The sequence below is a fragment of the Klebsiella sp. V115_8 genome (genome assembly GCF_029967715.1).
Taxonomy (GTDB): domain Bacteria; phylum Pseudomonadota; class Gammaproteobacteria; order Enterobacterales; family Enterobacteriaceae; genus Klebsiella; species Klebsiella quasipneumoniae.
On the sequence record NZ_JASCAR010000030.1, the window covers coordinates 50,575 to 63,248 of the forward strand.

General features: G+C 54.7%; 10 protein-coding genes and 1 tRNA gene. 8 read left to right on the top strand and 3 right to left on the bottom strand.

Features of this window, described 5'->3' with window-relative positions; genetic code table 11:
- Positions 1-42: 42 nt before the first annotated feature.
- The 3 genes from QLG03_RS13005 to argG all read right to left on the bottom strand — a co-directional run bounded on the left by QLG03_RS13005 (position 43) and on the right by argG (position 3,088).
- A complete protein-coding gene (locus QLG03_RS13005) occupies positions 43-594 on the bottom strand; it encodes a YfaZ family outer membrane protein (protein WP_032454172.1) in 552 nt (183 codons plus the stop codon).
- 348 nt (positions 595-942) lie between these two features.
- Complete coding sequence (locus QLG03_RS13010; protein WP_023291118.1) at positions 943-1,572, bottom strand: winged helix-turn-helix transcriptional regulator; 630 nt, start codon at positions 1,570-1,572, stop codon at positions 943-945.
- Between the two features lie 172 nt (positions 1,573-1,744).
- Positions 1,745-3,088, bottom strand: coding sequence for an argininosuccinate synthase (gene argG / locus QLG03_RS13015; protein ID WP_004144895.1), 1,344 nt, complete (start codon positions 3,086-3,088; stop codon positions 1,745-1,747).
- A 307-nt stretch (positions 3,089-3,395) separates the two neighbouring features.
- Between argG and QLG03_RS13020 the strand changes: the two genes are divergently transcribed.
- The 8 genes from QLG03_RS13020 to pnp all read left to right on the top strand — a co-directional run bounded on the left by QLG03_RS13020 (position 3,396) and on the right by pnp (position 12,606).
- A tRNA-Met gene (locus QLG03_RS13020) sits at positions 3,396-3,472 on the top strand.
- 208 nt (positions 3,473-3,680) lie between these two features.
- Entirely contained in the window at positions 3,681-4,133 is a 453-nt protein-coding gene (gene rimP, locus QLG03_RS13025; RefSeq protein WP_002918364.1) for a ribosome maturation factor RimP, read from the top strand.
- A gap of 27 nt (positions 4,134-4,160) precedes the next feature.
- Positions 4,161-5,648 carry a transcription termination factor NusA gene (nusA, locus tag QLG03_RS13030; RefSeq protein WP_255988870.1) on the top strand — a complete coding sequence of 496 codons (1,488 nt, stop codon included), beginning with the start codon at positions 4,161-4,163 and terminating at the stop codon, positions 5,646-5,648.
- A gap of 24 nt (positions 5,649-5,672) precedes the next feature.
- Complete coding sequence (gene infB, locus QLG03_RS13035; protein ID WP_023291117.1) at positions 5,673-8,363, top strand: translation initiation factor IF-2; 2,691 nt, start codon at positions 5,673-5,675, stop codon at positions 8,361-8,363.
- Between the two features lie 102 nt (positions 8,364-8,465).
- Positions 8,466-8,867 carry a 30S ribosome-binding factor RbfA gene (rbfA, locus tag QLG03_RS13040; protein ID WP_002918248.1) on the top strand — a complete coding sequence of 134 codons (402 nt, stop codon included), beginning with the start codon at positions 8,466-8,468 and terminating at the stop codon, positions 8,865-8,867.
- Positions 8,867-9,811 (top strand): tRNA pseudouridine(55) synthase TruB, encoded by a 945-nt coding sequence (gene truB / locus QLG03_RS13045; protein WP_023291116.1) that lies wholly within the window; start codon positions 8,867-8,869, stop codon positions 9,809-9,811. Before rbfA ends, truB begins: the two co-directional genes overlap by 1 nt.
- Positions 9,812-9,958: 147 nt before the next feature.
- The gene (rpsO, locus tag QLG03_RS13050) at positions 9,959-10,228 is read left to right on the top strand and encodes a 30S ribosomal protein S15 (RefSeq protein ID WP_002918244.1); all 270 of its coding nucleotides are present in this window, start codon (positions 9,959-9,961) and stop codon (positions 10,226-10,228) included.
- 242 nt (positions 10,229-10,470) lie between these two features.
- On the top strand, positions 10,471-12,606 hold the full coding sequence (pnp, locus tag QLG03_RS13055) for a polyribonucleotide nucleotidyltransferase (protein WP_023291115.1): 2,136 nt from the start codon (positions 10,471-10,473) through the stop codon (positions 12,604-12,606).
- The last annotated feature ends 68 nt before the right edge of the window (positions 12,607-12,674 follow it).

Consider the following 12,674-nt stretch of genomic DNA (forward strand, 5'->3'; position numbering starts at 1 on the left):
GAATGAAGCAGGGACTGCCGGATGGCAATCCCTGTGCATGGATTAAAAGCGGAAGTTAACCCCGGCGTAGGCCCCGTCGGCGAGGGTGTTGTCGCGATGGCCGTCTTTCCCCGCCATATCGATATATCGATAGCCTGCTTCGATATTCAGCGACGGCAGCACGTTAAGGCGTACCCCGGCATTGGCCTCCACATAATCATCGACGCCGCTGGACATCGAGTCCGGCGAGTAATAGCCCTCACCGAAGAGCGTGAAGTACTGGCCGAGAGGAAGCTCTGCTCCGCCACCCGCGGCGATGGCGTAACCTTCATCCCCATCTTTAGGGTTCAGATAGATGCCTTTACCGCCCAGCGTCATCAGGAAAGGCCCGAGGTTGAAGTTATAACCCATACCCAGTCCAATGGTGTCGCCGTCATTGTCACTATGCGCCCACTGGGTATTGAACGTCATTCCAGGTTCCCCGGCGCCAAAGCTGGCAGACAGATTGGTAAACTCGCTACCGGCTTCACCATGCAGATTAACGGATGCGCAGGCGGCGCCGCTGGCCCCCACAGCGATCATCAGGGCTACCATTTTTGGAGCAATAGACTTCATTGTTGAATTCCTTCAGATAAAAAAAAGCCCGATACGGGTGTTCGGGCAAAATTAACGGGTTTTTGGATCTCATCGTTATGGTCGAGCAGGCGGTAGGAGAGGGGATCAACTCCCGCTACCGCTGCTCACGCCTGGCCGATTGCCGGCGGCATATCCTGCGCCTGTGCAGACCCGGCGATGAACGCCTTGTATGGCTGTCTGCTGGTCGTGCCCGGCACAGGATGTCCTCCGGTAACTCAGGTATTTAGCTTAAAATTATTTTTTTGTTACCGTTAGCGTTTATTGGTTTAAATTTAAACAACTTCAGCTGTGAGATGAATAGCCACAAATGACAGAGGTTGGCGCGAGTCAGAATTTTTCAGGAAGTGAGGCAATGCTTTGTAAATAACCCCCCCGGGCAAAGGCAATATAACCGCCTTTCTTTAAGGCTGACAAGACATTAAGAATACTGCTGCGTGAGAGATGAGTCCGGTCCTGAATATATTCAAGAATAGATACGCGCTGTCGTGTCTCTTCGGTTAAGAGCATCATTTCCAGCAGATGGTTACGGATCACCGAATAGGTTCGCTGTTGCAATACCAAATCGTCACGATACACCATATACGAGGTATGATAGGCCAGCAGGATTGTCACTTCTTCCCACAGATTATGCTGACGAAATAGCGCCGACGCCAGATCGTAGTCGATACGCAGCAGCTCGGATGAGACCTCTGCACGCAGGCTATGACTGCGGCTGGGCTGCAGCATTTCCGCCACGCCGAAAAGGTGGGGTTCATAGACGGTCACCATCAAGAGCCTGTCGGAATTACGAATAATCGACAACTCGCCTTTTTTAAAAATAAAGAGCTGGGTTTTGCCTTTATATTCCCACGTGAGTCTTTTTCTGGCGATCGCGTTAACGGGCGTCGCGTGTGGCTCAAGCACATCGATCAATCGGTCAATGGCCTTCTGCGGCCTGATAGGCGGTTTAATATTCATGATGTTTATCACCAGATACGAATTAATCAATTGAGGATATTATAGTCAACAATTTTGCTGACCAGGCGATAAGGAAATAATGCCTCTTTTCGAATTTTCTGGTGCAGACTGGTAACAAAAAATAAAAAAGCCGGCGGAGAGCCGCCGGCAGAGAGCAAACATCGTCAGGCGATTATTTGCCTTTGTTTTCCAGATTTTCAACCTGCGGTAAACCCGTCGCTGAGGAGGCGCTCAGCAGGCCAGACTGCGCGTAGCCGAACAGCTTCTCGCGGGTATCGGTGATATCCAGATTACGCATGGTCAGCTGGCCGATACGGTCTTCAGCGGTAAACATGGAATCGCCTTTTTCCATGGTCAGACGCTCTGCTTTATAGGTCAGGTTGTCTGATACCGTATTGAGGATCGAGTAGTCGTTGCCGCGACGCAGCTCAAGGGTGACTTCGCCGGTGATCTGGCTGGCGACCCAGCGCTGCAGCGAATCACGCAGCATCAGCGCCTGGGAATCGAACCAGCGGCCCTGATACAGCAGACGGCCCAGCTGGCGACCGTGAGCGTGATATTGCTCGATAGTATCTTCGTTATGAATACCGGTCAGCAGACGCTCGTAAGCGATATGCAGCAGCGCCATCCCCGGGGCTTCATAAATGCCGCGGCTTTTCGCTTCGATAATCCGGTTTTCGATCTGGTCGCTCATGCCCAGGCCGTGACGACCGCCGATGCGGTTGGCTTCCAGCATCATCTCGACATCATCGGCGAAGGTTTTGCCATTAAGCGCTACCGGGTGACCCTGCTCAAAGCGTACGGTGACCTCTTCCGCAGGGATCTTCACGTTTTCGTCCCAGAACTTCACGCCCATAATCGGGTTGACGATCTTGACGCTGGAATTCAGAAACTCCAGATCTTTCGCTTCGTGGGTAGCGCCGAGCATATTGGAGTCGGTGGAATAGGCTTTCTCGACCGACATCTTGTAGTCAAAGCCGCAGGCGATCATAAATTCGGACATTTCGTGACGGCCGCCGAGTTCATTGATGAAATCGCTGTCCAGCCACGGTTTGTAGATCTGCAGTTCAGCGTTGGTCAGCAGGCCGTAGCGATAGAAACGTTCGATATCGTTGCCTTTATAGGTGCTGCCATCGCCCCAGATGTTGACGCCGTCTTCTTTCATTGCCGCTACCAGCATGGTGCCGGTGACCGCGCGGCCCAGCGGCGTGGTGTTGAAGTAGGTCAACCCGCCGGTGGTGTTATGGAAAGCGCCACACTGAATCGCGGCGATCCCTTCTGCGACCAGCTGTTTGCGGCAGTCGATCAGACGGGCGCCTTCGGCGCCGTACTCTTTCGCGCGGCGCGGAATAGCATCGTAATCGTCTTCGTCCGGTTGACCCAGGTTAGCGGTATATGCATAAGGCACGGCGCCTTTTTTGCGCATCCATAACAGCGCGGCGCTGGTATCCAGTCCACCAGAGAAAGCGATACCAATACGTTGACCAACCGGGAGATGCTTGAGAATCGTCGTCATAAAATAAAACCCTGCTCGATAGACTGTGGTGAGTTCGACTCAACAACCTTAACTGCATTTTTATGCATTAATTGTGAGTATTCATTTAACCATCTTTTACTGGTGACAGGAAGGGCTTCATCATCTTTTTGCTAAAAAAGCCTGAAATACCAGCACAAACGGCAATCGGGGGCGATAAAATGCATGTTGACAAAATATACTAATTGTCGTTACAATTCATCCCGATTTTATGTCCCGTCTTCGGTACCAAATCCCAGCAGTATTTGCGTCTTTTGCTCAAAAAGAGTAAAATATGCCACGTTTCAGGCGCGGGGTGGAGCAGCCTGGTAGCTCGTCGGGCTCATAACCCGAAGGTCGTCGGTTCAAATCCGGCCCCCGCAACCACTTTCCCATTAAGTACTTTTTCAAATATACTGTGAGGACTAGGTGTCCTTCGTAGCCGAATTTGAAAGAATTCTTGCGGAAGGTGTTCCAGATCGCCATGGCGATCTCAGGGTTCAGTTATCTAAAGCCCCGATTTATCGGGGTTTTTTGTTATCTGACTTCAGAATAACTGGGCTATACGCCCTTTTTTTATGTCTTGGGGGTGGGTTTGTCCACATTAGAGCAAAAATTGACAGAGATGCTCACTGCGCCGGTTGAAGCGCTTGGCTTTGAGCTGGTCGGCATCGAATTTATTCGCGGTCGCACATCCACACTGCGCATCTATATTGATAGTGAAGATGGCATCAACGTTGATGATTGTGCTGATGTGAGCCACCAGGTAAGCGCCGTCATGGATGTCGAAGACCCGATCACTGTCGCTTACAACCTGGAAGTCTCTTCGCCTGGTCTCGACCGTCCGATGTTCACCGCCGAACACTATCAACGTTTCACTGGCGAAGAAGTTGCGCTGGTGCTGCGCATGGCGGTTCAGAACCGTCGCAAATGGCAGGGCATTATCAAAGCGGTAGACGGTGAAATGATCACGGTAACCGTCGAAGGCAAAGATGAAGTGTTCGCGCTGAGTAACATCCAGAAGGCGAACCTGGTTCCCCACTTTTAACAGTCTGGATTGAGGTGAAAGGCCCCGATGAACAAAGAAATTTTGGCTGTTGTTGAAGCCGTTTCCAACGAAAAAGCGCTGCCGCGTGAGAAAATTTTCGAAGCGCTGGAAAGCGCGCTGGCAACGGCCACCAAGAAAAAATACGAACAAGAGATCGACGTTCGCGTTGAAATCGACCGTAAGAGCGGCGATTTCGACACTTTCCGTCGCTGGCTGGTTGTAGAAGAAGTCACCCAGCCGACGCGCGAGATCACGCTGGAAGCCGCGCGTTTCGAAGATGAAAGCATGAACGTCGGCGACTACGTCGAAGATCAGATTGAATCTGTCACCTTCGACCGCATCACCACCCAGACCGCTAAACAGGTTATCGTGCAGAAAGTTCGCGAAGCCGAGCGCGCGATGGTGGTCGATCAGTTCCGCGAGCACGAAGGTGAGATCATCACCGGCGTGGTGAAAAAAGTGAACCGCGACAACATCACTCTGGATCTGGGCAACAACGCTGAAGCCGTGATCCTGCGTGAAGATATGCTGCCGCGTGAAAACTTCCGTCCGGGCGACCGCATTCGCGGCGTACTGTACGCCGTCCGTCCGGAAGCGCGTGGCGCCCAGCTGTTCGTGACCCGTTCCAAACCTGAGATGCTGATCGAACTGTTCCGCATCGAAGTGCCGGAAATCGGTGAAGAAGTGCTGGAGATCAAAGCGGCAGCTCGCGATCCGGGCTCTCGTGCCAAAATCGCGGTGAAAACCAACGACAAGCGTATCGACCCGGTTGGCGCTTGCGTCGGTATGCGCGGCGCGCGCGTGCAGGCGGTATCCACCGAGCTGGGCGGCGAGCGTATCGATATCGTCCTCTGGGATGATAACCCGGCGCAGTTCGTGATTAACGCTATGGCGCCGGCAGACGTCGCGTCCATCGTGGTGGATGAAGATAAACACACCATGGATATCGCGGTAGAAGCGGGCAACCTGGCGCAGGCGATTGGCCGTAATGGTCAGAACGTCCGCCTGGCCTCGCAGCTTAGCGGCTGGGAACTCAACGTGATGACCGTTGACGATCTGCAGGCTAAGCACCAGGCGGAAGCGCATGCCGCTATCGATACCTTCACCAAATATCTCGATATTGATGAAGATTTCGCGACAGTGCTGGTTGAAGAAGGCTTCTCCTCACTGGAAGAGCTGGCCTATGTGCCGATGAAAGAACTGCTGGAAATCGACGGTCTGGATGAAGCCACCGTTGAAGCACTTCGTGAGCGTGCGAAAAACGCACTGACTACGCTGGCGCTGGCTCAGGAAGAAAGCCTGGGAGATAACAAACCTGCCGATGATCTGTTGAATCTCGAAGGTCTGGATCGTGCCCTGGCATTCAAACTGGCTGCCCGTGGTGTTTGTACGCTGGAAGATCTCGCCGAGCAGGGCGTTGATGACCTGGCTGATATCGAAGGGATTACCGACGAGAAAGCTGGCGAGCTCATCATGGCCGCTCGCAACATTTGTTGGTTCGGCGACGAAGCGTAATAAACTGTAGCAGGAAGGAACAGCATGACAGATGTGACTATTAAAGCGCTGGCCTCAGAGATTCAGACCTCTGTGGATCGCCTGATACAGCAATTTGCTGACGCAGGCATCCGCAAAACGGCTGATGATTCTGTGACCTCGCAAGAGAAACAAACTTTGTTGACGCACCTGAACCGTGAGCACGGTTCGGCGCCAGACAAGCTGACGTTACAGCGTAAGACGCGCAGTACGTTGAATATTCCAGGTACCGGTGGAAAGAGTAAATCGGTACAAATCGAAGTCCGCAAGAAACGCACCTTTGTGAAACGCGATCCGCAAGAGGCTGAACGCCTGGCCGCGGAAGAGCAGGCGCAGCGTGAAGCGGAAGAGCAGGCCCGTCGTGAAGCTGAAGAAGCAGCGAAACGCGAGGCGCAATTAAAAGCTGAACGTGAGGCCGCAGAACAAGCTAAACGTGAAGTCGCTGATAAAGCGAAACGTGAAGCTGCGGAAAAAGACAAAGTGAGCAATCAACATACCGACGAAATGACCAAAACCGCCCAGGCTGAAAAGATCCGTCGCGAGAACGAAGCCGCGGAACTGAAGCGCAAATCGGAAGAAGAAGCACGCCGCAAACTTGAAGAAGAAGCGCGCCGTGTAGCGGAAGAAGCACGCCGTATGGCAGAAGAAAACGAAAAAAATTGGTCTGAAACTTCAGACAGCCCGGAAGACACCAGCGACTATCACGTCACCACGTCACAGCATGCACGTCAGGCTGAAGATGATAACGATCGTGAAGTCGAAGGCGGCCGCAGCCGCAGCCGTAGCAGCAAAGCGGCGCGTCCGGCGAAGAAAGGCAACAAACACGCTGAATCTAAAGCCGATCGTGAAGAAGCCCGTGCGGCCGTTCGCGGCGGTAAAGGTGGTAAGCACCGTAAAGGTTCCGCTCTGCAGCAGGGCTTCCAGAAGCCGGCGCAGGCCGTTAACCGTGACGTCGTGATCGGCGAAACCATCACCGTTGGCGAACTGGCTAACAAGATGGCGGTGAAAGGTTCGCAGGTCATCAAAGCGATGATGAAGCTGGGCGCCATGGCGACCATCAACCAGGTCATCGACCAGGAAACCGCACAGCTGGTTGCCGAAGAGATGGGCCACAAAGTTATCCTGCGTCGTGAAAACGAGCTGGAAGAAGCGGTAATGAGCGACCGTGACACCGGCGCGGCGGCTGAACCGCGCGCACCGGTTGTGACCATCATGGGTCACGTTGACCACGGTAAAACCTCGCTGCTGGACTACATTCGTTCCACTAAGGTTGCCTCCGGCGAAGCGGGTGGTATTACCCAGCACATCGGTGCTTACCATGTAGAAACCGACAACGGCATGATCACCTTCCTGGATACCCCGGGCCACGCCGCGTTTACCTCCATGCGTGCTCGTGGTGCGCAGGCGACGGATATCGTGGTTCTGGTGGTGGCGGCAGACGACGGCGTGATGCCGCAGACTATCGAAGCTATCCAGCACGCCAAAGCGGCGCAGGTGCCGGTGGTGGTTGCGGTGAACAAGATCGATAAGCCTGAAGCCGATCCGGACCGTGTGAAGAACGAACTGTCCCAGTACGGCATCCTGCCGGAAGAGTGGGGCGGCGAGAGCCAGTTCGTCCACGTCTCCGCGAAAGCCGGTACCGGTATCGACGACCTGCTGGACGCGATCCTGCTGCAGGCTGAAGTACTCGAGCTGAAAGCGGTCCGTAACGGGATGGCGAGCGGCGCGGTGATCGAATCCTTCCTTGATAAAGGTCGTGGTCCGGTCGCTACCGTTCTGGTTCGCGAAGGTACGCTGCACAAGGGCGATATCGTTCTGTGCGGCTTCGAATACGGTCGTGTGCGTGCGATGCGTGACGAACTGGGTCGCGAAGTGCTGGAAGCGGGTCCGTCCATTCCGGTGGAAATCCTCGGCCTGTCCGGTGTGCCGGCTGCCGGTGATGAAGTGACCGTGGTTCGTGACGAGAAAAAAGCGCGTGAAGTGGCGCTGTATCGTCAGGGCAAATTCCGTGAAGTTAAGCTGGCGCGTCAGCAGAAATCTAAACTGGAAAACATGTTCGCTAACATGACCGAAGGCGAAGTTCACGAAGTGAACATCGTGCTGAAAGCGGACGTACAGGGTTCTGTCGAAGCGATTTCCGATTCCTTACTGAAACTGTCTACCGACGAAGTGAAAGTGAAGATCATCGGTTCCGGCGTAGGTGGTATCACCGAAACCGACGCCACCCTGGCTGCAGCATCCAACGCGATTCTGGTTGGCTTCAACGTTCGTGCCGATGCCTCTGCGCGTAAAGTTATCGAAGCGGAAAGCCTGGATCTGCGTTACTACTCCGTCATCTATAACCTGATCGACGAAGTGAAAGCGGCGATGAGCGGTATGCTGTCTCCGGAACTGAAACAGCAGATCATCGGTCTGGCTGAAGTGCGTGATGTCTTTAAATCGCCGAAATTCGGCGCCATCGCGGGCTGTATGGTTACCGAAGGGACGATCAAACGTCACAACCCAATCCGCGTGCTGCGTGACAACGTGGTTATCTATGAAGGCGAGCTGGAATCCCTGCGCCGCTTCAAAGATGACGTTAACGAAGTCCGTAACGGCATGGAATGTGGTATCGGTGTGAAGAACTACAACGACGTTCGCGTTGGCGATATGATCGAAGTGTTCGAAATCATCGAAATCCAGCGTAGCATCGATTAATCATCGGATGGCTAAGCCGCCGGGGAAGCGAAGCGCCACCCGGCAATCATTTTAAAAAGGGGCTTTAGGCCCCTTTTTTGTCTTTATTCTGGAGAATTTATTATGGCGAAAGAATTTGGTCGCCCGCAGCGCGTGGCCCAGGAGATGCAAAAAGAGATTGCTATCATCCTGCAGCGTGAAATCAAAGACCCGCGTCTGGGCATGATGACCACCGTTTCCGGTGTGGAAATGTCCCGTGACCTGGCCTATGCCAAGGTGTATGTCACCTTCCTCAACGACAAAGATGAAGCCGCGGTGAAAGCGGGCATCAAAGCGCTGCAGGAAGCCTCTGGCTTTATCCGCTCTCTGCTGGGGAAAGCGATGCGCCTGCGCATCGTGCCGGAGCTGACCTTCTTCTACGACAACTCACTGGTGGAAGGGATGCGTATGTCCAACCTGGTCACCAGCGTGGTGAAACACGACGATGAGCGTCGTGTGAACCCGGACGACAGCAAGGAGGACTGATGAGTCGTCCTCGTCGTCGCGGCCGCGACGTGCACGGCGTATTGCTGCTGGATAAGCCTCAGGGCGCCTCCAGTAACGATGTGCTGCAGAAAGTAAAGCGTATATATAACGCCAACCGCGCCGGACACACCGGCGCGCTGGATCCGCTGGCGACCGGTATGCTGCCGATCTGCCTTGGCGAAGCGACCAAGTTTTCCCAATACCTGCTGGACTCCGATAAGCGCTACCGCGTGATAGCTAAACTTGGCCAGCGCACCGATACCTCCGATGCCGATGGCCAGGTGGTGGAAGAGCGCCCGCTGACCTTTAGCGACGAACAGCTGGCGGCGGCGCTGGACAGCTTCCGCGGCGAGACGCAGCAGGTGCCGTCGATGTATTCGGCGCTGAAATATCAGGGCAAGAAGCTGTACGAATATGCCCGTCAGGGGATTGAGGTCCCGCGTGAAGCTCGGCCGATTACCGTTTATGAGCTGCTGTTTATTCGCCATGAAGGCGATGAACTGGAGCTGGAGATCCATTGTTCGAAGGGCACCTACATCCGGACGATTATCGATGATTTAGGTGAGAAGCTCGGCTGCGGCGCGCACGTGATTTTCCTGCGTCGCCTGGCGGTGAGCAAATACCCGGTTGAGCGGATGGTGACCCTCGAGCAGCTGCAGGCGCTGGTCGATCAGGCGGCGGCGCAGGATATTCCTGCCGCGCAGCTGCTCGATCCGCTGCTGATGCCCATGGACAGCCCGGCGTCGGACTATCCGCTGGTGACGATCCCGGAGACCTCCGCGGTCTACTTTAAAAACGGCAACCCGGTACGTCAGTCAGGCGCGCCGCTTAACGGGCTGGTGCGGGTGATGGAAAGCGAATCCGGCAAGTTTCTCGGCATGGGCGAAATTGACGATGAAGGCCGCGTGGCGCCGCGTCGTCTGGTGGTGGAATACCCGGCGTAAGCGCTTTTCTTGCGATAAAAGCCTGCTACGAGTAGAATATCGCCGCTTAACGTCCGCTAAAGTGTTTTAACATTTTCGGGCGTTGCATCAGGGGTCGCTGAATTAGAGATCGGCACCCTTTCTTTCTTTTAATTTTGGAGTTCTAAAATGTCTCTAAGCGTTGAAGCTAAAGCAAAAATCGTTTCTGAGTTTGGTCGTGGCGAAAACGACAGCGGTTCTACCGAAGTTCAGGTTGCACTGCTGACTGCACAGATCAACCACCTGCAGGGCCACTTTGCAGAGCACAAAAAAGATCACCACAGCCGTCGTGGTCTGCTGCGCATGGTTTCTCAGCGTCGTAAACTGCTCGACTACCTGAAACGTAAAGATGTTGCACGTTACTCTGCGCTGATCGAGCGTCTGGGTCTGCGTCGCTAATTCTGCGAGTTTCAGAAAAAGGGGCCTGACGGCCCCTTTTTTCGACCGGGCGGCAGCAATTCATTCAAAACTCATGTATTGTTGCTAGTAATGATCTTCATGCAGAGGTTCGCGCGGCTAATGAGAGGCTTCATCCGCAGGGGCGGGTAAAGGTTGTCATTAGTCGCGAGGATGCAGAGGATCGGGTCAATAGACGCTATGTCGTAGATATGGCGTGATTTATAGATAAAAAGGATAGAATTTTGCTTAATCCGATCGTTCGTAAATTCCAGTACGGCCAGCATACCGTGACCCTGGAAACCGGCATGATGGCGCGCCAGGCAACGGCCGCTGTGATGGTTAGCATGGATGACACTGCGGTATTCGTGACCGTTGTGGGCCAGAAAAAAGCGAAGCCAGGCCAGGACTTTTTCCCGCTGACGGTTAACTACCAGGAGCGTACCTACGCTGCCGGTAAAATCCCGGGTGGTTTCTTCCGTCGTGAAGGCCGCCCAAGCGAAGGCGAAACCCTGATCGCGCGTCTGATTGACCGCCCGGTTCGCCCGCTGTTCCCGGAAGGCTTCGTTAACGAAGTTCAGGTTATCGCCACCGTGGTTTCCGTTAACCCGCAGGTTAACCCGGATATCGTCGCGATGATCGGCGCTTCCGCAGCGCTGTCCCTGTCTGGTATTCCGTTCAATGGCCCAATCGGCGCCGCGCGCGTGGGTTACATCAACGACCAGTACGTACTGAACCCAACCCAGGAAGAGCTGAAGTCCAGCAAACTGGATCTGGTGGTTGCCGGTACCGAAGCGGCCGTGCTGATGGTGGAATCCGAAGCGGAACTGCTGAGCGAAGACCAGATGCTGGGCGCGGTGGTCTTTGGCCACGAGCAGCAGCAGATTGTTATTCAGAACATCAACGACCTGGTGAAAGAAGCCGGTAAACCGCGTTGGGACTGGCAGCCGGAAGCCGTCAACGAAGCGCTGAACGCGCGCGTGGCTGCGCTGGCTGAATCCCGCCTGAGCGATGCTTACCGTATCACCGACAAACAAGAGCGTTACGCTCAGGTTGATGTGATCAAATCTGAAACCATCGCTACGCTGGTTGCAGAAGATGAAACCCTGGACGCTAACGAACTGGGTGAAATCCTGCACGCTATCGAGAAAAACGTGGTTCGTAGCCGCGTGCTGGCCGGTGAGCCGCGTATCGATGGCCGCGAAAAAGATATGATCCGTGGTCTGGACGTTCGTACCGGCGTTCTGCCGCGTACTCACGGTTCCGCACTGTTCACCCGTGGCGAAACGCAGGCGCTGGTTACCGCGACTCTGGGTACCGCACGCGATGCGCAGAACATCGACGAACTGATGGGCGAGCGTACCGACTCCTTCCTGTTCCACTACAACTTCCCTCCGTACTCCGTAGGCGAAACTGGCATGGTGGGATCTCCGAAGCGTCGTGAAATCGGTCACGGTCGTCTGGCTAAGCGCGGCGTTCTGGCCGTGATGCCGACTATCGACGAATTCCCGTACACCGTTCGCGTGGTGTCTGAAATCACCGAATCCAACGGCTCTTCTTCCATGGCTTCCGTCTGTGGTGCCTCTCTGGCGCTGATGGACGCTGGTGTGCCGGTGAAAGCCGCCGTGGCGGGTATCGCCATGGGCCTGGTGAAAGAAGGCGACAACTTCGTCGTGCTGTCTGACATCCTCGGTGACGAAGACCACCTTGGCGATATGGACTTCAAAGTAGCGGGTTCCCGCGACGGTATCTCTGCGCTGCAGATGGATATCAAAATTGAAGGTATCACCAAAGAAATCATGCAGGTTGCATTGAACCAGGCTAAAGGTGCGCGTCTGCACATCCTGGGCGTGATGGAGCAGGCGATTAACGCGCCGCGCGGCGACATCTCTGAATTCGCACCGCGTATCCACACCATCAAGATCAACCCGGACAAGATCAAAGACGTTATCGGTAAAGGCGGTTCTGTTATCCGTGCCCTGACCGAAGAGACCGGCACCACCATCGAAATCGAAGATGACGGTACCGTGAAGATCGCAGCGACCGACGGCGACAAAGCACAACATGCAATCCGTCGTATCGAAGAGATCACCGCTGAGATCGAAGTTGGCCGTATCTACAATGGTAAAGTGACCCGTATCGTTGACTTTGGCGCGTTCGTTGCCATCGGCGGCGGTAAAGAAGGTCTGGTTCACATCTCGCAGATCGCCGACAAGCGCGTTGAGAAAGTGACTGACTACCTGCAGATGGGTCAGGAAGTACCGGTTAAGGTTCTGGAAGTTGACCGCCAGGGCCGTGTCCGTCTGAGCATCAAAGAAGCAACTGAACAGACTCCGTCTGCCGCAGCGCCGGAAGTTCCGGCTGCCGAGCAGGGCGAGTAAGGTTGCCGTTAGCCCTCCGCTTTTGCGGAGGGCGTTTTACGGGCAGGACGCCTCGTTTGCAGCCGGGG

Excerpts from the sequence above, each read along its gene's own strand:
- QLG03_RS13010 (WP_023291118.1), bottom strand. The coding sequence starts at position 1,572 with ATGAATATTAAACCGCCTATCAGGCCGCAGAAGGCCATTGACCGATTG.
- argG (WP_004144895.1), bottom strand. The coding sequence starts at position 3,088 with ATGACGACGATTCTCAAGCATCTCCCGGTTGGTCAACGTATTGGTATC.
- QLG03_RS13005 (WP_032454172.1), bottom strand. The coding sequence starts at position 594 with ATGAAGTCTATTGCTCCAAAAATGGTAGCCCTGATGATCGCTGTGGGG.
- truB (WP_023291116.1), top strand. The coding sequence starts at position 8,867 with ATGAGTCGTCCTCGTCGTCGCGGCCGCGACGTGCACGGCGTATTGCTG.
- infB (WP_023291117.1), top strand. The coding sequence starts at position 5,673 with ATGACAGATGTGACTATTAAAGCGCTGGCCTCAGAGATTCAGACCTCT.
- rbfA (WP_002918248.1), top strand. The coding sequence starts at position 8,466 with ATGGCGAAAGAATTTGGTCGCCCGCAGCGCGTGGCCCAGGAGATGCAA.
- nusA (WP_255988870.1), top strand. The coding sequence starts at position 4,161 with ATGAACAAAGAAATTTTGGCTGTTGTTGAAGCCGTTTCCAACGAAAAA.
- rpsO (WP_002918244.1), top strand. The coding sequence starts at position 9,959 with ATGTCTCTAAGCGTTGAAGCTAAAGCAAAAATCGTTTCTGAGTTTGGT.